This is a genomic window from Vibrio sp. ABG19, from assembly GCF_029962385.1.
GTDB classification, from domain to species: domain Bacteria; phylum Pseudomonadota; class Gammaproteobacteria; order Enterobacterales; family Vibrionaceae; genus Vibrio; species Vibrio ostreae.
In genome coordinates, this window is record NZ_CP071707.1 from 471,337 (window position 1) to 491,988 (window position 20,652).

Consider the following 20,652-nt stretch of genomic DNA (forward strand, 5'->3'; position numbering starts at 1 on the left):
TACTCGGCTGAAGTTGTATACAGTTTAATTTGAATATTATTCTCAGGGCGGGGCGAAATTCCCCACCGGTGGTATACCCTAAGGGTGAGCCCACGAGCGCTCGAGCAATCGAGGTCAGCAGATCTGGTGAGACGCCAGAGCCGACGGTCATAGTCCGGATGAGAGAGAATGACAAATACACCAGCCATCCTGCGTCGGGATTCCTGCGCCTTGGATTTGGTGACTTAGTTTTTGCCTTTTGATCCCTCATAAACAGCCCTGATTCTGGTCATTATTTAGGAGTAACCATGAATCAGCTATCTCTACTTGCCGAATTCGGCGACCCAATTACCCGTGTTGAAAATGCGCTGCAAGCTTTACGTGAAGGGCGCGGTGTCCTGTTGCTTGATGATGAAGATCGCGAGAACGAAGGTGACATCATCTGCGCAGCAGAAACTCTGACGACAGAACAAATGGCGCTGATGATTCGCGAAGGCAGCGGTATTGTGTGTTTGTGTCTGACTGATGAGCAAGCGGATAAACTCCAGCTGCCACCTATGGTCAGTGTCAACGATAGCAAAAACCAGACCGCGTTTACCGTTTCGATTGAAGCACGTCACGGCGTGACAACAGGTGTGTCTGCCAAAGACCGCGTGACCACAGTCAAAACGGCGGCCAACCCGACTGCCCAGCCGGAAGATTTGGCCCGTCCTGGTCACGTGTTCCCGCTGCGCGCACGTAAAGGCGGTGTTCTGGCTCGTCGTGGTCATACCGAAGGCACGGTGGATCTAATGCAAATGGCTGGTTTGCTGCCATCAGGTGTGCTGTGTGAAGTGACTAACCCGGACGGCACTATGGCTAAAACGCCGGAGATCGTTGCATTTGGTAAACTGCACAACATGCCGGTGCTGACCATCGAAGACATGGTCACGTACCGCATGCAATACGACCTTAAGCTGGCTTAAGTCGTTTTACACTGTAAAGAGCGCGCATCGACGCGCTCTTTTTGATCCCGCTGTTTCGGGGACACACAGGATTATAATCAGGACAGTCCTGTCAATCAGTCCCCCGTTTACGGGACTCCCCCAGCAGATCTGAGGAATTAGTGAGGGCATACACTCTGAACTGAAAAATGCTCAGCAACCCGGGACAGAAGTAAAAACGGTACCTAAAGCACCGTTTTATCTAAGTTACGCAAATCGCGTTTCCAGGTAGCGTATGATTTCAGAAGACTCGTACATCCATTCCACTTTGCCATCTTGTTCAATGCGCAGGCAAGGCACTTTGACTTTGCCACCACCTTCGAGCAGTTCCTGACGGTGCTTCGAACCCTGAGACGCATTACGTTTCTCAATCGGTAAATTTAATTTATACATAGCTCTGCGAGTCTTGGTGCAAAAAGGACATGCCGTAAATTGGTATAAACTGAGGTTCTGTGTTTGCTGATTTACTTCTTGCTGCTGCTGGGCAGGACGTTTTTTCTTACTGCCACGAGTCAGCAAGTCACCAGCGATGATGATGCCACCGAGTAGGTTGCGGATTAAACTAACTAAAATTTTCATTGAGGGGTACTCTCGTGCTTGAATGCGTGGATAAACTCGGCGTTATTCTATCGGCAAAACTGCTGAGTTATAAGAGGCACGACGTTATCAGATATGAATAATCCGCAAGCCCATCATTGCTACCGAGGTTTGAGTGCTCACTGCGCGGATGAGATGAAACGATTGGGTGATCTAATCAAGTTAATGATTTAAAGGACACACCAAATGGTTAGAACAGATCCATCAATAGGTTCTAAGTGACAGCACACGTCACCTTGATTGACAAAACCCACGCCTTGATGTGAGCATTAAATTCTCTAAATTATTATCACTCGATGCAAATTGCAGTGAATGGAGTTTATTCATGGTGCTGCTTATTACGCTTACAGGAGTTGAGTTTATGGGACTGAGTTAGGCAAATGTTACGAAATCGAAATACCGACCAATCGTTTACGGTTGAGTGTTAATTTTGCGTTCTGCAATTTTTGTTTGCTGCCAATCCAGAGCCGAAACTTCCTTTCCAGCTCAGCGCTCAATTACCTCAATGTTACTCAGCGACGCCGCAGTGTCTTGGTCAATATAAGCGACCAAATGGTAATGATTACTCATCACGGCGTAAGCACAGATACGAATACAATATATTTGCGCCAGGGACAGAATACGCTGTTCTACCCAGTCGCGGCGCTGTTCGTAACATTGCCCGGAAAGTGGGTCATAGCCGCACAGGTAAGAGCGTCTTACGCAACGCGATACGCAGTGGTAGTAGAGAGTAATCTCCGGGCGAATTAGTTGGCTGCGGGCGGTAGTCATACATGCTCCAGATGCAACAAGTTCATTGAAGGATGAAGTATGTTGTCTCCAAGCGCCGCAGGTGATGAGGCCGTTTTCGAGTGACTTCACAACATCTCGGCTAATTGGTGTCGAACGCGTTTGACTGAGCGCGAAGCTCACAAAGGTGTGTGTCCTTCTCACATTCTGCTCCTCCAGCAACGACAAGATCGTTTGCATTTATAAGATTCACTTAGTTTATTAATAAATACCTGACGGCTTGCTTTACCTTATAAATTCATCATGTACAATGCGAATGATAATGGTTATTATTTGTGTTTAAAGCAAGGTGTCTGTCTTGAACTCACTTCTCCTCTCTGTGTTGGTTACCTCCTCTCTTACAACGACGCCGGTGAACCGGCAATTTGAGGTATCGGAACCAGTATCGATTAATATTGAAACCAATCAACTTAACTATTTTCGAGGCATTCTGAGTAGTGATAAACCCCTCAAATCCGCTGTGATTCGCAATCCTGGTGGCCAGATCATCAAGTCACTGTTGGCCGAGGGAGAACAGGAAAGTGAGATTTATTGGCTGGCTCCAGGACCAAACGACTATCTGTTGGAAATTCATCCATTTGAACAACAAGCGGCGCAAATCTCGCTCGAGTTGACCACACTCAAACTGAAAGATGATCAGACGGTTTCTCCGCCTCAAGAGTTGATCAGCCCGTTGTTGCGCTCTACACGTAGTGATATCGCCACTGATAAGGCCGGAGCACTGACGAAGTTTTGGCAGCATATTGAACGCTCGGGTACACCTTTGGTTGAGCCTGCAAACGACGGACAGCGACTGGTTACATTTTTGTGGCGCGGAGAGGCTGCCAACGTTCGCGTGCTAGGCAGTCCCTACGACGGACACACCCATCTGAGCCGTCTGCCGGACAGTGATATCTGGTACAAAAGTTATACGGTACCGGATGATGCCCGCTTCTCCTATCGTATTGCTCCTGATGTGCCGCAACTCGACCCATCACAACTGGCACCAAACAGTTATGAACAACGCAGGGCGGTGCTGGCGACCAGCCAGGCCGATCCGCTTAATCACCAGCCTCAGTTTGCCAACGAGGACACACGCTTTGGCACCGCATCGACTCTAACTTTACCCAAGGCGCCCGACGATGAAATGACTCTTGAGCAGGGCAACCCGCCGGGCAGCGTAACTCACTACCGCTATCACAGCGCCGTCTTAAACAATGATCGTTCTATCAGCATTTATACCCCTAATGCGAAATATGCGCTGACGCCGCAATCACCACTGCTGATTTTGTTCGATGGGGAGACTTATCTGGGCCGGGTGCCGACCCCCACGATTCTCGACAACCTGATTGCGCAGCAAAAAATTCCGGTTATGCGAGCGGTGTTTATCAACAACCCGCTTCCCAGCCTGCGTGGCAAGGAACTGACACCAAATACCGAGTTTGCGGACTTTATGGCGCGCGAGTTCAAACCTTACTTATGTCATGTTCATCAAATCTGTCCGGCGGCCAAAGACACCATTCTTTCTGGTTCCAGTTTTGGCGGCCTAGCCTCATTGGCGATAGCACTCCAGCACCCGGAATCGTTTGGCAAAGTATTGAGTCAGTCTGGTTCGTTCTGGTGGCGTCAGGAAGGGGAGGATGAGTTATGGATAACGCAGCAATTGATGGATAAGACCACAAAGGATATTGAGATTTACCTTAACGCCGGTGTGTTTGAGCAAGGCGCAAGCGACAGCGGAATTTTGCAGACCAACCGGCTTGCGTATGCCGGGCTCAAAGACAAAGGCTACCCCGTGACCTTTGAAGAATTCTCCGGAGGACACGATTACTTCTCGTGGCGGGTCATGTTGTCCCACGGATTAATTCAGCTCTTTAAATACTAACTATAAGGACGTCAGACACAATGAAATTATCACTATTAAGCTGCGCAGTGGTTGCCGCTTGTTTTTCTGCTGCGGCAGCAGCCGAGAGTGTCCAGAATGACAATACCGAAGTGATGGTGGTCACGGCCACCAAAAACCAGACTTCTCTGCGTGATGCCCCAGCGTCAGTCAGTGTCATCGATAATGAGGAAATCAATCGCCTCCCGGTCAACGATGTGGCGAGTGTATTGGAACGTGTTCCCGGAGTACAAGTGGCCCGGACATCGGGTAGTGAACCTTTTATTACTATTCGTGGCCTGAAAAATAATAATTCTGCTCGTGATAATTATACTTTATTGCTGATCAACGGCCGGCGCATCACCTCAGCAGAAACTATGGTTCGTGGTGCGACTTTTGATTTTTCCAGTATTCCCATGAGTGCCATCGAGCAGATAGAAGTGATTCGCGGACCAATGTCGTCGCTATACGGGAGTGATGCCATTGGCGGTGTGGTCAATGTGATTCTGAAGCAGCTAACCGAGGACACACGGGTTAATGCCAGTCTGACTTACTCTGAACCGGAGGATGGTGGCGGTACTATGAAAAAGGGCAATGTATTTGTCAGTGGCAGCGCCATACCGGACAAATTGCTCTATACCGTCACGGCGGAAGTGAGTAAGCAGGATGAGTGGTTTCCGGATGATGTCGCCAGCAGCAATGATTTTACCGGGAATACCGATGAAGAAAGAAGCGGACTGCACTCTTCTTTAAGCTGGTTGGTGAACGATAACAATACCCTTCTGCTTGATCTTGGCTATATGAAAAACGATCGTATTTTCCCTCAATCGGATAAAGATGACAGCAGTGACGATATCACTACCGACAGTAAAAAATACACTGTGGGGCTGGGTCATCAGGGAGAATGGGGCTGGGGCAGCAGCGATGTCTACTACTTGTATGAACGTTCAAAAATTTACGATGACAACCCGCATCCGTTGCTGGGTGTGACCAATGCGAAACAGCAAAATCATTCACTTGACGCCCGAGTGACATTCGATAACTTTGACCGCCAGGTGATCACTACCGGTTTCGATGCCAGTCATACAGCGATTGATATCGATAAGAACTACGACGGAACGCAGACAGCGAACCAGCAGGCCGTTTTTCTGCAAGACCAGATCAGCTTGAGTGATTCCCTGTCCGCGACACTGAGTGGTCGTCTGACTCATCATAACGATTTTGGCAGTGAATTTACGCCCAGGGCTTATCTGGTGTACAGCGCAACCGACCGCTTGACGTTTAAAGGCGGCTACGCTGAAGGGTTTAAAACGCCGACTATTTATCAGTCATCACCTGAGTTTGCATTAGTCAGTTGTGGCGGTTCCTGTTTTCTGACCGGAAATCCGGCTCTGAACCCGGAGACCTCTAAGAGCTATGAGTTGGCCGCGAGCTACAGTGGCGACAGCTGGTTCGTTCAGGCAACCACTTTCTTTAATGAAGTAACGGATATGATTGACCGGGATACTTCTACCCGTTCAAGCGGCTGGATTACTTATCAGAATATTGATAAAGCGGAAACCAAAGGCGTTGAACTGGAAGGCGAATTTGACCTCAGTCAGGACTGGGCTGTCACTGCGAACGCGACCTACACCAACGCAAAAGACAAAAGTGATGATACCAGTCTGGAAAACGTGCCGCGTTGGATGTCGAACCTGACCCTTAACTGGTATGCCAGCGAGCGTATTGCTCTTTATACTTCTGCCAATTATACCGGTAAGCAGTGGGATGGCGATGAGTGGCTGGATCCGTATGTAGTAACGAACTTTGGTGGTAGTTACCATATCAATGAGCAGTGGACAGTTAAGGCAGGCATTACCAATCTGCTTGATGAGAACCTGGAGTCAGATGATCAGGATTATTCTGAAAATGTCGTCGGCCGTACCTACTTCGTCACTCTGGATATGGCATTGTAACTCTTAGTTTTTTGTTTATGCGGAGATACAAAGAAAAAGGCGTGGCAGATTTATCTGTGGCGCCTTTTTTTATTCGTATTACGCGGAAGTGGATAGGACTATGCCAAACGTTATCAAGCCAAACCCGCAGGCCTGATTAATCCGGTGGCCAAAGTGTTGCAGCCAGACAAGAATACGGGCAGAGGTGATGAGGTAAGTCATTAAACCGAACCAAATTATATGCAGCAGAGCCAGGTATGCGCCGTAAACCACCGCCATGGACGGGGTGTCTGGAGCGGTAGAAATGAGCTGGCTAAATACACTAAGGAAGAACAGCATGGTTTTGGGATTCAGAGTATTACACAGCAAGCCTTGTAACAAACAGCCGCCAGTTCGACTTTGCGAGCCCGGTTCTTGCCCGCCAGGTAGGCTGAATTTTGCACTGAGCAAACTACTGACACCAAGGTAAATCAGGTAGGCTGCGCCTGTGTATCTTACTATGTTGAGCAGCCACTCATTCTGTGAGACCAAGTGACTGATACCTATCACCGAATAGGTGACATGAATACATACCCCTAATCCGATGCCCAATGCGGTGAGTAGGCCTGCTTTCCTGCCATAGCGGCTACTGTTCTTAAACACCAAAATAAAGTCAGCACCAGGGCTGATAACGATTAATAGCCCGAAAATGGCAAGACTGAACCATTCCATGTTTTCTCCTTAACGATTAAATCAGACGGATGAATTGTATCGGTTTGGCGTCAGGTTATAATCGAATTAAACGCTGCTAATATGTGAGGAAAATTCACACATGAGACATCTGAAAGCTTTCTATGTTTTTCATGTTGCTGCGGAGTCAGCGAATCACAGCCAGGCCTCGGAAAAACTGCACATTACCCACGGTGCGGTGAGCAAGCAGATTAAGCTGTTGGAAAACCACTTAGGTCACATGCTGTTCTATAAGCAGGGGCGCGGCATGCGCCTTAGTACGGAAGGCAAACTACTTAAGCAGTATACAGATACTGCCTTTAGTGCACTGGATACCGGAGTGAAAAAACTGGCTCGCGCGAGTCATCGTTCACTGGAAGTTTCCTGTGAGCCGACTCTGACCATGCGTTGGTTGATGCCCAGACTGGCGGACTTTTATCAGCATTCTGGCATTGATGTGCGGCTGTCTACTGCCGGCGGGCCGGTGAATCTTGAACAGTCCGGCCTTGATCTGGCGATTCGGCGTGATGATTTTGCCATCGATGGTGATTATGGCATTCATGATTTAGTACCCGAGTGGGTTGGGCCGGTTTTTTCACCTCAATACTGGAATCGAGTGCGACATAATCTGGACGATATGGTGTTGTTGCATAGTGAAACCCGGCCTGCAGCCTGGGAAGAATGGCTGAAGGGATGTGCGCAGGCGATTTCACTGCGCAATGCTAAATCCTTCGGTCACTTTTATTTCTGCTTACAAGCTGCCGCTGATGGATTAGGTGCGGCGATAGGATCATACCCGCTGGTGGCTGATGATTTACACAGTGGCCGTTTGGTGGCGCCTTGGGGATTTAGCCCTTCAGGACATCGCTATATCCTGCTCAGCAGTTCCATGCTGCTCACTCAGAGCCAGCAGCAATTTTTGCAGTGGCTGCAAAAGAAAATGGTGATGTGTCAGCCAGACAGCGCTGGCTAGGGACGCTGAGCAGATAGTACGCCCGACTGCGCGCACTATCTGGAATTAAGCTAACTGTCTGAGGTTAGTTTGTGGTGGTTGGCGCCGGATTCAATGACTGTGGCTCAATGCTGCCGGTCGTTGGCGAAACGGCCTCACGGAGCGTGGCGGGTGCGGTATTACCGGCCTCACCAGTCGCTGTTGGCTTTGGTGGCGCAGAGTTTGCGGTAATCACGGTTTGTACCGTTTTGCTGTATGACTCCAGCAGTTTCGACAAGCGCTCGCTCAGTTCTTTTTCATGCTGCAATGCGGTTTGGCTGGCCGCCAGTTCGGCTTGCGTTGCTTGCAGTTTCGCTTGGACCACATTGAGCTCTTGCGTACGACTGCTCAGTTGCTGTGCCAATTCATCGTTTTGGCCGGAAACCTCACTGTTATTTGCCTGCAGTGAAGCGAGGATCGCTTTTGCTTGCTTGCCGAATGACTGGTCGCGGTAGTCTGCTCCGTCGATTTGCTGGGAAATCTCTAGTAAAGACTTCTCATAGTTCAGCACGACCGGTTCAAAATTACGGTTTTTTACCAGAGAAAGTTTAGTGACTTCGTTCGCCACGTTCACCGTATGATTCAATTCGAATTCTGCTGTTTTCACTGCTTGTTCGATGGCTTTGAAATCACGCGAATCGGTTTTAATGGCCAATTCAACTTTGGCGACTTCCGCTTCTGCCTGTTGATAGGTCAGCGGCGCCTGGAAATTCAGCTTAGTGGTGCGAAACTCCAGCAGCTTTGCTTTTAACGGGGTGACGTATTTTTTCAGGACGACTTTGATTTCCAGCTGCTTGGCCTTATCCAGAAATTTCACCTGAGCAAACTGAGCGTCGTTGAGCTCATTTTCGTCGATATATCTGAATAGTTTCAGGTAGCTGGCGTGGATTTGGCTGTAATCTGAGGCGTACGCTGTTTTGGTATCCAACTGGTCGAGATAATCCATTTGCGAGATGGAATCGGCAAGTAACTCATCGGCTTGTGCTTTCAGCTGAGTTAATTGTTGGTACAGAGCTTTCGTTTCCCCTAACAGCTCCATGTACTTTTCAGCATAAGTCGCAGAGCTGAAGATGGAATAGTCTTCGGTGGTTTCACTCGGATCCTCAACAATATCGTTGTAAACCTCAGTGGTCTCTTCCCAGGCATCCTGCAGATCACGAACTTTTCCTGGTGAGTAAAGCTTAAATGACTCTAGGTCGGCCAGAGTCTCGTGCCACTGACTTTGTTCGGCTTTGATTTGCTCGAACAGCGTGAACGCATCGGTTTGAGTGGCAACTTGCTGAGGGTTCGTCGTATCCGGCGCCGAACTCTGCGTATTACCGGTGCTTTGACAGCCTGTCAGCGCTGAAACAATCACGCCAGCCACTGCTGCTGTTTTGAATAACTTCATATGAATAGCTCTATTATTGTTAAGTTTATCGGGATAGTCATTATTATTTGATTCATTTCTGAGTCTGCGAGTCTCTCATTTTTGAGATGATTGATCATCCATTTATCATATTTTTGATGTATCGATGGGATTTTCGCCGCTTGTCTGTGTTTCAGCGTAATGGCTGAGCGGGACACACGTTTATGTCACTCACATTTTTAGGCGTGTGTCGCAAATAAATTCGGCTAACCGTTAACGGTTATGCGCGCTTAACTCTCGGATATTCTTATTAACGTGACAGCTCAATAATTGACAATTATTCACCAGGTAAATAATATCGCTGCCTATTTATTAATAGTTATGTCATTTATCTGGGTATGGTGCGCGGTTTGAAAAGCATTCGCTTTGGTTTGTTGTCTTTATTGCTGGCGTTACATGCTGTGGGGTATGCCGATGAGTCAAGCAAGCAGGAGCGCAGTTTCCGGGCTACAGGCGAATGGCACAAAGACATTTTGTACAGCGACGCAGATTCAAGCCGTATCTGGCTGCAGTATGCTTATAAAGCCTGGTCATTGATGGGGGAGCCGGTCGAGCATTGCATTGTGAAATGGTCTCTGAGCGAGTCTGCACGTTTCAACTTGTATAATCCGTATACGAAGCAGATTGAAACCGTTGCCCCGCCACGCGATGTGCTGATGAAAGCTCGCCTGCATTTTCGTGATATTGAGGTCAGTATCGATAGCGTTAATAAGGTTCGTTGTGATGGCGGAGCAGTAGGCAAACCTGGCCTACGCGGTCTGTTAGGTACAGAAATAATCCCGGCTCCAGCGAGCTTTAATAGCCCGGGTTCACCGAATTGGAACCAGTTTTTTCTTTCCTCTGCACTGATTGGCACCGAGCAGCGTGATGGTCGCAGCTATCTGGACGAATCGCAGGCCAAACCGTTATTTAAGCGCCTGATGGGGCAGAGCAGAAACCTGACGTTTTGGGACGTTAAGCTGGTCGATGCACAGCTGGATATCAGCGGAATCAAACGCTGGTTTCTGGCCGGGGCTAAACAGCGGGCTGAGAAAAACCAATCCAAATCGCCAAGCACGCCATCATTGCAAGCGGCCGTGCCAGGCAGCGAGAAGAGGCAAAGTCAGTCTGCATCCGGCTCTGATAAAGTGAGCACTTACTCTTCTAGTGCAGGCAATAATGCATCGCAATCTTCTGCTTTCAACCCGTTCTCTTCTGCTTCACCCGGGCGTGTAACCCATCAGGCCACTATCAGTGGTGCGTCTGTTCCGTCAGAGCCAAGCAGCGCGCAAGCGGCTGCAAGCATGTTACTGCTGATAGATACTTCTGGCAGCATGGGTGGTACGAGACTGAAAGAGGCTAAACACGCCGCCATCGAATTAATTAAAAAGTCAGTGCGCAGTAATACCGAAGTCTCTGTTCTGGCATTCAGCGGCACCTGTGACGCACCAATAACCAACCATCACCCGTTTAGTGTGGACAGCGCGTCACTCAGCACTTTTGTCGCCAGTCTGCAGGCGGACGGGGGCACACCGATGAGCGCTGCGGTGGAATATGCCAATGTTTATCTGGCCAATAACCGTAGCCGGCAATCGGGCAGCGAAATGATTCTGTTGCTCGCCGATGGTGATGATGGCTGCAAGATCTTGTCTCCTGTGGTGGATGAGCTGAAAAGCCGCGGCATTTTGTTTCGTCATCAGACGGTTGGGTTGGAGCTGAACAGTGGCTCCGGCGCGGCGCGTGACCTCAAACAGTTGGCAGAGCAAAGTGGCGGTGATTACGCAGCGGCAGCGAAGGCCAGCCAACTGTCACAGACTTTTGAAAACGCGGCGATCGCGATGGGCATTCTGTCGTTAATCGGTTCGTATGATGCAACGCCGTCCGCTCCGTCGGCGAGCTCGAATTTGCAACACACAATATGGGATGGATTTGGTGAATAAAATCAGAACTTGGCTGCTGGTGGCAATGCTTTGCTCCGGCAGTAGTGCATGGGCATTAACCAAAGAGCAGCAGGTTGATCAGTCTTTACTGGCGGCTCAGACCTTTTATAAAGACGGGCGTTATGGTAAAGCCTTTGAGGAATTTGCCACAGTTGAACAGGTCGGTTTGGCTCTGGACGACAGTTTTCACTTCTTTTATGCCATGTCGGGTTATCACAGCAATCAGTACAGCAAGGCCTGGAGCGAGATAAACCGTTACCTCGCATTGACCGGGCGCAGCGGTACTTACTATCAAAAAGCCCTCGAATTGCATCAGAAGTTAGAGCCTCAGGTCTCGAAAGCTGCCAAAGCCGCGCTGGAAAAATTTGAATCCAGTCGCAGTGACTGGCTTAAACAGGAGAAAAAGCAACGCCTGACTAACCAAGAGGTGTCGGCATGGGCGGCGCAGCAAAGTACGGTCATGCAGCAGATGATCAAAAGCCAGCAGTTTGATGCCGCGCAGACTAGGGCACAAGAGGGTAAAGCCCGGCTGGAACGTTATTCCGGCGCTCTGCTCTCGCGTTCAGAGAACTTGTACCGGTTGGAGCATGATCTGGCCAGCGTGACCCAGTTATTGCGCTTTAATCTGATTGAGCAAACCACTATTGATGCTCATCGCGCGCAGTTGGATAAATTGCAGCGCTGGTTCCGCGCGCTGGATTTTGAGCGTTTTGACGCTATTTATTCTGTGGAAAAACAGCAGCTCGGTGCTGAAACCAAACGTGCTTTCACTCAAAAGGCCGATATTGATCAAGCGGCTCAGCAGGAGGCTCGCAGCCTGCGGAGCAAAATGGCGTGCTTTAGCGCCAACTCCCAATTGAAGGCATTTGAGCAATATGGCATTGACGATGAGAACGGGACGACTCGTTTACGTACCACCATCCGTGATAACTGTAACCAGGGCTAAGCAGTATGAAAACATCCGTTATTAAAACGTCAGTGATCAGTCTGACACTGGCCAGCGTTGTTGGTTGTAGTAGTCAGTATCGCAGGGTAGAGGAACCGGTTGAAGGGAAGTTCCAGCAGTCACTGGATCAGTATCAGGTCAATAAGCAGGGATGGGAAATCGTATTTCGTCAGCAGGGCCGGCACTACTCTCATCTGGGGATCGCCGAGAGTGTCTCTGCCAAAGTCATGGAACAACAAGGTGTGATGAATTATAGCTACAGTGGCAGTAATCCGGACGACTGTATCCTGTTTACGGTCAGCACGTTTGGCTTACTGTGGGCCATTGACACATTAATGTGGGCCGCACAGTTCGGGACGTCGAATACTTCCTGCTGGTCTCAGGTGATAGATACTGATCCGTATCCATCATGGAGCCGCAGTTACGCGACCGGTCAGTACGCACATTATTATCGTTTGCAGCAATCTGTTGGCCCGACAGTGACTTACAAAAATAAACCGTTAAGTGGTCGCTTTGTTGAACCTGGCGTCTGGCGCTTTGAGAATAACCAGTTACCGGCTGATTTCGATATCGCTGACGTCAAACTTCCTTAGCCGAAGTCTCAGGCGGGAGAGAAAGGAGGTCTACATGCCTTCGTGTAGCTACCTAGGTAACGGCCAGCTTTTGCTGGCCGCTTTGTTATATCTGTTTCTAATACAGTTTGGCTATCCAGAAGGAATTCAGGCCATTTTTTGCCTGAGAGCAGACAAAAAATGGCCTGGCCCGGGCAGGTTTTGGCCCCTGATTTTATTGAGGTATTCTCCTGTTCATTATTAATCAAACGGAACAATTGAATGCTTTATGACGTATTTGATGAGAGCAAGCCTCATCGATGCCCATTCTCTAATCCGAACCCTGAAACATGCAGGTGTTCCAGCTGTCATATGGCCCGAGACTGGGCAAAATCGAGAGCGGCACTTAATACTGCAAAAGCACACAACATGGGAAATAGAGGCACCTCTGTTCCCGTGGCCCGGCAAATAGATATTCCTGAAGCGCCCAAATGTACGCACAAGCTGCCCTGGATACTCTCGGGCCTGATGCGAAGATGAATGTTGCATTGGAGCGTTGCCCGTTAAACGGAAAGAAATAAACGATGATTGATGAATATTTTGAAATGTTTTTGGATGAGTTTGGTCAACCTACTGAATACATCGAAGCGACAGAGGAACAAGTGAAACCCTACCGTGGTATTCTGCCTGATAGGTTACTTGAATACTGGCAGAATACAGGGTTTTCTGGTTTTCAGAACGGGCTTTTCTGGATCACTAATCCAGCCGAATTCGAAGAGATAGTTGACGCGTTTCTTGAAGGGACCGATTTCTCTGAGTTTGATAATTATCACGTTATCGCGCGTAACGCGTATGGAGTGCTTTATCTGTGGGGAGAACGTACAGGTCACTCATTGACTATTATGCCGCATTTAAACTGGATAAAGACTAGTGTTGGTGATGAGCAAGAGATTGCGAGTCTCCAGGCAGACAGTGCAATAGAAAGTTTTTTTGGAGTTAAAGAACCAAGAAATGTGGATATCAAAGTAAACTCCAAGCCGTTATTTCCGTCCGTTGTAAAAAAACATGGGCCAGTTAACCAAGATGAAGTCATGGTGTTTACGCCGTACCTGTTTATGGGGGGCGAAAAATCTGCTGATAAGATGAGCAAAGAAAACCTGCATTCTTTCCTGCAGATCATCGCGGACCTGGGCGGGGCTGAAGTCATCGATATGGCATCAATGGTCAGTAATACGGTCAAGCATTTCGGAGAGTAATACAGTGACTGACGGTGACGGGTACCTGGAAAAATAGGCATAAAAACCTTGTCACCGATTTCGGCTGATTTCGCCCAAATAGATGAAAATTTCCTTTTGCCATAAAACGCCTGAAGCCTTATATATAAAGGGTTTCAGGCGTTTTTGTGTTTAAATTCTCATTCCTTGATTCAGTTGGAAAGTTGTCAATGCTCAGGCTGAGCACTGGCAATACCCGCTCCGGTATTCAAGCTCATTTCAACGTTTTAACCGCCTCTTTTTTGCAGGCGGAGAAGTGACAGGAAAGATCGCTGCGGATACGATCTGAGGCATAATACATGGTGTAATGATACTCTGGCCGGAGTTGCATTAAGATGAGTGATCTTACATCTCGTTATTTATGTTTACACCGTTTATCTGATAATTCACTATGTGTTTAATTGAGTAACCCTGTGAGACTGTACTTTATGATTTTGGGTCTATCTGTGCTTTCAGAACCTGACAAGTATTAACATATGAATTTGTTCTCTAGGTTGTATAAATATCAAGCCTCGGATTCACGCAGTCAGCTCGAAAACTTTTGTACTGAAGGGCTGTGTGACATTTTGAACCGAATGACGATGACACAGCAAAAAGATTTACTGGAAAAGCTAAAAATCAAATGCGATCTTGATAAAGAAGTTATCTGGCAAACCCAATATTCCATCATTACTGATACCGGAACTATCCGCTATCCTGATTTGGTGGGATTGGTCGATAACGCAGTTGTTTATGTGATTGAAGTGAAGATTGATGCCCGATTTACTACGGGAACTGACTTGGTTGGAGATAGTATTTCTCAGTTGGAAATTTATGATAGTTGGCTGTTTAAGCATGCCTCAGCAAGCCATAGCCCAGCGTTAGTTCTTCTCACCAATAAAACATTACCAGAGAGCCAATTTTTAGGGTTCATCGCGGATTAGCGGGAACTTAAAACAAAAACGGTAGTAAGTGATAAGGTTACATCGCCAAACACAACCTTACACAAACTACCGTTTTCATGCCGAATCATACTTTCCTATCATCGTTCTGGGAAGGCTTTCATGTCGTAAAGTCTGTACAAACGTCTTCTCTCATCACGATTACTCTCCAACCCAGCACAACTGCTCGATGTTCATGTGGGCAACATGTTCAAGCCATACATGATTATCAGTGGCGCACGATTAAGGAAGCGATGATTCTCGGCGTACCCGTCGAGCTATCCCTACAAACAAGGCGTATCAAGTGCCCTGACTGCGGTATCAAAACCGAATCTATTTCTTGGCTTGAACCTTTTGCTCGCCTGACTAACCGCTTAAGAAGTTACATTGAGCAGTTGTTGCCTCTTCTTCCTATCAAACATATTGCCCAGATGACGGGGGTTCATTGGCATACGATTAAGGCGATAGATAAGCGTCGGCTGCAACATGTGGTGCCAGAGGTTAACTGGGCAGAGCTGAGACAACTGGTCATGGATGAGTTTGCTCTCTTCAAGGGACATCGTTATGCCACTGTTATCGCGGATGCTAAGACGCATCAAGTGCTTTGGATAGGCGTCGGACGCAGCCGAAAAGATATCCGTCCCTTCTTTGAATTACTCGGTGAGCATAGCCAGAACATAGAAGCGGTTGCAATGGATATGAATACGGCTTTCGACTTTGAAGTGCAGCAACATTGTCCTAACGCCCGCATTGTGTACGACTTATTCCACGTGGTCGCCAAATTTGGCCGGGAAGTGATGGATAGAGTCAGAGTTGACCAAGCTAATCAACTCAAACAGGACAAGAAAACGCGCCAATGGGTGAAACGTTCACGCTGGGTTCTCCTCAAAAACAGAGCTAATTTAGACGGTAAGCAGGAGAGCTATCTGAGTGAGATACTGAGCATGAACAAGGACTTAATGGTGACGTATTTACTTGGCTCTCAGCTTAAAGAGTTATGGAGGTGCCAGTCGGAAAGAGAAGCGGAAGACTTATGGGACGTATGGTGGGAGCAAGTTCAAGAAAGCGGGATCAAGCCGCTTATGGACTTCGCGAGAAAGCTCAAACCGTATCTTCATGGCATCGTTGCTTCTGCAAGCTACCCACTCAATACCTGTACGCTCGAAGGGATAAACAACAAAATAAAGTTAATCAAACGAATGGGCTACGGTTACCGAGATATCGATTACTTTTTTTTAAAGATAAAAGCGGCTTTCCCCGGAAAGCCGCGATGAACCATTTTTAGACCTGAAATCGAAAAATTATTCAGTCAAAGATCGCAGGGTTGTTTATTGGCAGGAGGTATACGATTACCTGCATCTATTACCTGATATTCATCACATTGAAGACTACAAACAATTTTTAAAACAACAAGGATTAGCAATGGACCTACCAACCAGGCAAGACTTTGCTGTAATGGAGCTATTATACAGTGGCGCAGGACGACGGTTAGATGGGTTAATGGAATCGGTTTTTCAGAGGGTTAAGGACAAATACTCTGACCATTCTCTACTTAACTGGAACAAAGAAAACAAAGGACGTGATCGCAGAAGCTGTGCATATTGGGGGGCGGCAATATGCTGGAGTTGGGTCATCATCAATCAAAATCCTTATCAGTATTTTTTTTGGGGCATTCAATTTCCAGAATACGATAGTGAGTGGGGTACAACAGAGATATTTCCTAAAAACGGGTCTTATCCTCAGTTAGTGTTTGGGTACAGTACAACCGAAGAAAAATATACCAAGCAAGCTTTAGACGCATTTTTAACAAAAGGCTACACAGTCGGAGAACGTACTGATGTAGAGTCGACAATATTTCTCCAATCGTTACCGATTAGTCAGCTGCTAGAGTCAAATTACAATATCGATACGATCACAGACTGGCTCTCTGAAGAGCTAGACAAGGCATTAACTGTTATCACTGATATGAGGTAATAGCGTTTATCGCTGCGCCATACTTTGTCAATATTGAACTGGACATGCCAAATTTTAAGCAATCAGATTTCTGATCTGTACGGTGAATTTTAGCTATTGAGCCTATGTTCAAAAATTATCCTCTATCGATGAGCGAATATGCTGGCAACCTATAGGTAGGAGAAACTATGGCTGGACCTATATCTTTTGACTGGTCATCAAGCACTGTAGTGACCGTTCAGTGGCTAAAGTACATCTATATCAAAGAGCAGTTTAATACGATTTCTGCTCAAGGTTATCGGAATCTTGTCGACTTAGTATCTGCATTGGATTGGCTTGAGGTAGTCGAAGAATAATTGTGCCCACAAGTATTGATACACTCCGCCTGGGCTGAATATATTTTGGCTTTCGGCCGCGATTCCATTACCCTAACTCCTTGGTTGATAGGTTGTTTGCAGCTAGAAGAGTGCGATGGGCATTAACGTTTCCAAATCAAAACTGGTGTCACTAACCGATGCCCATGAACGGCTGGTTGTCACCCATCCGGATAAAAATCCGGTGGAGTATGACATCGGTTTAGAGAAATACCTGACGGCGGTGTTTCAGCGTAAGAAAGCCCGGAACAGATCCGGAGACGGAAACCCGCTGATTTATGCACTGAAGGAGATGCACAGATTCAGCATTTCGGATGCAGACAGAGCGCATCTGTCTGGATTGATGAAAACTATTATTGCACGCCATTATCAGGGAGAAGTGTTTGATCGTATTCTGCCTTTGCCCTCTTCAAAACCTGTGGTTTTCTGGGTGGCTCAGGCTTGTCATGAGGCCCTGGGCGTACCGGTTGAGCGTAATGCGTTTGTCAAAGCGACCAATGCCAATGTGCTGACCCAACTGCAGCAGGTGGAGAGTCACAAAGAGATCATTGAACTGAGGAAGTCACTGGAAGCGGGTAAACCGAATGCGGTTTTCACCATGAAAGATTTATCGCAGTTTCAGCGCCAGTTTGTTGAGCCTGTCCGGCTGAACCCGTTTTTTACGCCCGCAGGCCGGGTCCTTTTAGTGGATGATTTGGTTTCCTCCGGCACAACGTTTAAATCAGGCTATCGGGCGCTGAAAAACAAACACCCGGAAGTGGATATTGAATGCCTGTCGTTGCTGGGCCCGGTGACTTGACTCGGTAACAAAGGGACGTATAATTAGATACACAGACCGTACATGTGCTCTATGGTCTTTAAAGAAGATATGAGCGAAAGCTCATGAGCCCGAGCTTGCACCGTGAAACGAGGTCAGACCATAAGGGTTAAGTATCGTTTAGTTAGGCATCGGCTGACACCATTAATTTATTAATGACAACAACGCCCGGTTTATCCGGGCGTTGTTGTATCTGCAGTTTACCATTCGTTTGTCTCTCTGTCTTTTTTGTCAATGTTCAGCCTGAACACTGACAAAATATGCTCCGGTATTCATCTACATTTCAACGTTTTAACCGTCTCTTTTGCGCAGGCGGAGAAATGACGGGAAAGATCGCTGCGGATACTGTCTGAGGCGTTACTGCCCCTGTAGTACTATTCAAGCTAAAAAGGTTTATCTAGGCAATCCTTGCAACCGATCGAATAGGTCAGCAGCATAAGTAATGGTTTCGGGCGGTAAGGCTGCTTAGCCTTACCCCTGCTAAGTGTTTGATTGTGTGGCTGACAGTAATTGATCTAGGGTCTGCTGCTGATAGGACCGCTAATTAGTGGTGAATAATTTGGATTTTATAGTATAACTTCTGTTTATTTGTTCAAAATTCATGAACAATCCAATCAAATCTATCCTATCGAACAAAATGTGATCTAGTCGTAATATTTATCTCAAGCGCTAAGGCGCATCGATAAACAAAACTAAGAGGAAAATAGCATGACTAAGTTCGTTTCTGCACTGATTGCCACAACCCTTTCTACTACTCTCGCCGCTGGTGCTATGGCTGCTGATCTGGATATGAATATCTTCACTCTGGACAACGAAGCCACAGTCACATTGACTTCGAACGGCCAGGGTGTGGCAAATTATCCGGTTGTTATTCAAGGTCAGCAGTACCTCACTTCTGAGAATGGTACCGTGAGTATTGTTAACCATGATAGCGTGCCACACGTGTATAAATTCGTCGCCAAAGACTCACAAGGTAATCTGATTGAGCATCGTCGTTATCTGACTACTGATAACTAATCTGCGTGCTTTATCAGGATGATATTCAATGAAATTGAACAAGATGGAAGTGTTTGGGTAGCCGCCCGGGATGTATCGCGGCTACCTTATTCTGTCGCATGGTAATAACGGACCCTTCTTCTGAAGCGTCCGTTTTTTGTATCTGCTAACTAATTCGCGCAGTGCAGTGTTTTAATATATTCGCGCGGCGTTAAACCAAATTTGGCTTTAAAGCGCTGACTGAAGCGTCCCTCCGATTGATAACCGCATAACTGCGCCAGCAGGGCCACGTTGTGATCCCCTTTCTGCATTAACCCCAGCGCATGATTAAGGCGCACTTCAGCCAGAATTTCCCGATATTGGGTACCTTCCTGCTTTAGTTTGCGTATCAGGGTCGCCCGGCTGACAGCAAACCGCTCGGCCACGTTTTCCAGTGGATGATCCTGACTTGGCGTCAGAGCCAGATATCGACTTAACTTCTGGCTGAATGACAACTCAGAATCTGGGAACAGACGATGTAGCGCTCCTCTTTCCGCCAGTTGCTGATAGAGCCCCATCAACCAATAGGTCTGGGTTGCGAGGCTCATCTCGTCCAGATTAAACCCGGCCAGAGCGTGCAAGGTCTCCCGTAGTGCGCTATCTAACCCGACAACCTCTGAACGCCCGGTGTCAGCTCGCTGCCTGCTCAGTTCCAGCATACTGCGCTCAGGCAGACAGTGAAAACTGAACATGCGTGATGAAAACGCGCCTTTGTGCGGCAGGTTTTCAAAACTCAGCGATGCTCCCGGCTCACAAATCAATAACTGCGCCGCTGACAACTCAACCGCCGTTTCACGCCAGTAAAGCCGCTTGCTGCCGGTCAGGATCTGCACCAGGCAGGGAGAGTGAATACGCACATTACGCAGTTTTTGTGATTGCCGGGCGCTAAACGGCGTCACTTGATAATGATGATTCATCGATCCCCCTGCAAGGAATGTTGCCTGCCGTAAACGTCTTGTGTTGGGACTGGCAGCTATTTAGTGTACGTCGCGGTGAGTGTTGCCTTGTCCAGCGCGATTTTATTGAGCGTGAAACCAATCGCTGCTGGCGGCGTGGTGGTGGTCACGTCCAGTTTATCTGTTGGCAGGGCCCAGACGGTGAATTGGTAACGGTGCATGCCATCACCGGCTGGTGGGCATGCGCCGCCAAAGCCTGCTTTCCCATAATCAACTCGGGCTTCCTGACCACCTAATTTGGCAATATCGACGCCGCGTGGCAGCGAGGTGACAGAGGCGTTCAGGTCATAAGCTATCCAGTGCCAGAAACCGCTGCCGGTAGGCGCATCGGGGTCATAAGCCGTGATAGCAAAACTTTTAGTGCCGGCAGGAACGTTTGTCCAGCTTAATTGCGGTGACAGATTATCACCGTCGCAGCCCCAGCCTGAGAATTCAAATGTTTTGGCCATCGGATGACCTTCTTTAATATCCTGACTGGTGATTTGCAACGCCTGAGCGGAAGCGGTTGCCATCAGGCCTGCAACGAAAATGGATGTAGCGAATGAATTCATGATAATGCTCCTTTTGATTTGGGATCAGTTTAGGGGCTAAGTGAATGCTCTTCATCTCTTAAAGTATCATATTTAATGTATTTCAGATTCAGTTTGATACTTACTG

General features: G+C 47.7%; 20 protein-coding genes and 1 riboswitch. Of the genes, 14 read left to right on the plus strand and 6 right to left on the minus strand.

All coding sequences use genetic code 11. The annotated features are described in order from the left end of the window. The first annotated feature begins 34 nt into the window (after window positions 1-34). Window positions 35-174: riboswitch (FMN riboswitch) on the plus strand. A 113-nt stretch (window positions 175-287) separates the two neighbouring features. Then, on the plus strand, window positions 288-944 hold the full coding sequence (gene ribB / locus J0X00_RS02030) for a 3,4-dihydroxy-2-butanone-4-phosphate synthase (RefSeq protein ID WP_282476869.1): 657 nt from the start codon (window positions 288-290) through the stop codon (window positions 942-944). Between the two features lie 225 nt (window positions 945-1,169). Here the strand turns inward: ribB and J0X00_RS02035 are convergent, their stop codons facing one another. Beyond that, window positions 1,170-1,541 carry a glutathione S-transferase N-terminal domain-containing protein gene (locus tag J0X00_RS02035; protein ID WP_136483630.1) on the minus strand — a complete coding sequence of 124 codons (372 nt, stop codon included), beginning with the start codon at window positions 1,539-1,541 and terminating at the stop codon, window positions 1,170-1,172. Window positions 1,542-2,045: 504 nt separating this feature from the next. Further along, window positions 2,046-2,330 carry a hypothetical protein gene (locus J0X00_RS02040; protein WP_348984817.1) on the minus strand — a complete coding sequence of 95 codons (285 nt, stop codon included), beginning with the start codon at window positions 2,328-2,330 and terminating at the stop codon, window positions 2,046-2,048. Between the two features lie 316 nt (window positions 2,331-2,646). On the opposite strand from J0X00_RS02040, the gene fes reads away from it, so the two are divergent. Together fes and J0X00_RS02050 are read left to right on the plus strand one after the other, a co-directional pair. Continuing rightward, the gene (gene fes / locus J0X00_RS02045) at window positions 2,647-4,212 is read left to right on the plus strand and encodes an enterochelin esterase (RefSeq protein ID WP_282476870.1); all 1,566 of its coding nucleotides are present in this window, start codon (window positions 2,647-2,649) and stop codon (window positions 4,210-4,212) included. A 20-nt stretch (window positions 4,213-4,232) separates the two neighbouring features. Next, the gene (locus J0X00_RS02050; protein WP_282476871.1) at window positions 4,233-6,164 is read left to right on the plus strand and encodes a TonB-dependent receptor; all 1,932 of its coding nucleotides are present in this window, start codon (window positions 4,233-4,235) and stop codon (window positions 6,162-6,164) included. Window positions 6,165-6,242: 78 nt separating this feature from the next. Here J0X00_RS02050 and J0X00_RS02055 read toward each other — a convergent pair whose 3' ends face one another. After that, the gene (locus J0X00_RS02055) at window positions 6,243-6,854 is read right to left on the minus strand and encodes a LysE family translocator (protein ID WP_282476872.1); all 612 of its coding nucleotides are present in this window, start codon (window positions 6,852-6,854) and stop codon (window positions 6,243-6,245) included. 100 nt (window positions 6,855-6,954) lie between these two features. Between J0X00_RS02055 and J0X00_RS02060 the strand changes: the two genes are divergently transcribed. Then, a complete protein-coding gene (locus J0X00_RS02060) occupies window positions 6,955-7,824 on the plus strand; it encodes a LysR family transcriptional regulator (RefSeq protein WP_282476873.1) in 870 nt (289 codons plus the stop codon). A 64-nt stretch (window positions 7,825-7,888) separates the two neighbouring features. On the opposite strand, the gene J0X00_RS02065 is transcribed toward J0X00_RS02060, so the two are convergent. Continuing rightward, window positions 7,889-9,232 (minus strand): hypothetical protein, encoded by a 1,344-nt coding sequence (locus tag J0X00_RS02065; RefSeq protein WP_282476874.1) that lies wholly within the window; start codon window positions 9,230-9,232, stop codon window positions 7,889-7,891. Between the two features lie 368 nt (window positions 9,233-9,600). Between J0X00_RS02065 and J0X00_RS02070 the strand changes: the two genes are divergently transcribed. The 10 genes from J0X00_RS02070 to J0X00_RS02115 all read left to right on the plus strand — a co-directional run bounded on the left by J0X00_RS02070 (window position 9,601) and on the right by J0X00_RS02115 (window position 19,021). Continuing rightward, on the plus strand, window positions 9,601-11,169 hold the full coding sequence (locus tag J0X00_RS02070) for a vWA domain-containing protein (protein WP_282476875.1): 1,569 nt from the start codon (window positions 9,601-9,603) through the stop codon (window positions 11,167-11,169). Continuing rightward, on the plus strand, window positions 11,162-12,115 hold the full coding sequence (locus J0X00_RS02075) for a hypothetical protein (protein ID WP_282476876.1): 954 nt from the start codon (window positions 11,162-11,164) through the stop codon (window positions 12,113-12,115). Before J0X00_RS02070 ends, J0X00_RS02075 begins: the two co-directional genes overlap by 8 nt. A gap of 5 nt (window positions 12,116-12,120) precedes the next feature. After that, window positions 12,121-12,708 carry a hypothetical protein gene (locus J0X00_RS02080; protein ID WP_282476877.1) on the plus strand — a complete coding sequence of 196 codons (588 nt, stop codon included), beginning with the start codon at window positions 12,121-12,123 and terminating at the stop codon, window positions 12,706-12,708. Window positions 12,709-13,250: 542 nt separating this feature from the next. Next, on the plus strand, window positions 13,251-13,922 hold the full coding sequence (locus tag J0X00_RS02085) for a GAD-like domain-containing protein (RefSeq protein WP_282476878.1): 672 nt from the start codon (window positions 13,251-13,253) through the stop codon (window positions 13,920-13,922). A 599-nt stretch (window positions 13,923-14,521) separates the two neighbouring features. After that, window positions 14,522-14,863, plus strand: coding sequence for a hypothetical protein (locus tag J0X00_RS02090; RefSeq protein ID WP_282476879.1), 342 nt, complete (start codon window positions 14,522-14,524; stop codon window positions 14,861-14,863). 77 nt (window positions 14,864-14,940) lie between these two features. Continuing rightward, window positions 14,941-16,134, plus strand: coding sequence for an ISL3 family transposase (locus J0X00_RS02095; protein WP_282476786.1), 1,194 nt, complete (start codon window positions 14,941-14,943; stop codon window positions 16,132-16,134). Between the two features lie 148 nt (window positions 16,135-16,282). Continuing rightward, window positions 16,283-16,834: a hypothetical protein gene (locus J0X00_RS02100; protein ID WP_282476880.1), complete on the plus strand. Its 552-nt coding sequence runs from the start codon at window positions 16,283-16,285 to the stop codon at window positions 16,832-16,834. A 167-nt stretch (window positions 16,835-17,001) separates the two neighbouring features. Continuing rightward, window positions 17,002-17,169 carry a hypothetical protein gene (locus tag J0X00_RS02105; RefSeq protein ID WP_282476881.1) on the plus strand — a complete coding sequence of 56 codons (168 nt, stop codon included), beginning with the start codon at window positions 17,002-17,004 and terminating at the stop codon, window positions 17,167-17,169. Between the two features lie 115 nt (window positions 17,170-17,284). Then, on the plus strand, window positions 17,285-17,986 hold the full coding sequence (locus J0X00_RS02110; protein WP_282476882.1) for a phosphoribosyltransferase: 702 nt from the start codon (window positions 17,285-17,287) through the stop codon (window positions 17,984-17,986). Window positions 17,987-18,712: 726 nt separating this feature from the next. Beyond that, a complete protein-coding gene (locus J0X00_RS02115) occupies window positions 18,713-19,021 on the plus strand; it encodes a hypothetical protein (RefSeq protein WP_282476883.1) in 309 nt (102 codons plus the stop codon). 149 nt (window positions 19,022-19,170) lie between these two features. Here the strand turns inward: J0X00_RS02115 and J0X00_RS02120 are convergent, their stop codons facing one another. Both J0X00_RS02120 and J0X00_RS02125 read right to left on the minus strand, forming a co-directional pair. Beyond that, a complete protein-coding gene (locus J0X00_RS02120; protein WP_282476884.1) occupies window positions 19,171-19,956 on the minus strand; it encodes a helix-turn-helix transcriptional regulator in 786 nt (261 codons plus the stop codon). Window positions 19,957-20,012: 56 nt separating this feature from the next. Further along, window positions 20,013-20,546: a YbhB/YbcL family Raf kinase inhibitor-like protein gene (locus J0X00_RS02125; RefSeq protein WP_136483620.1), complete on the minus strand. Its 534-nt coding sequence runs from the start codon at window positions 20,544-20,546 to the stop codon at window positions 20,013-20,015. Window positions 20,547-20,652: the final 106 nt, after the last annotated feature.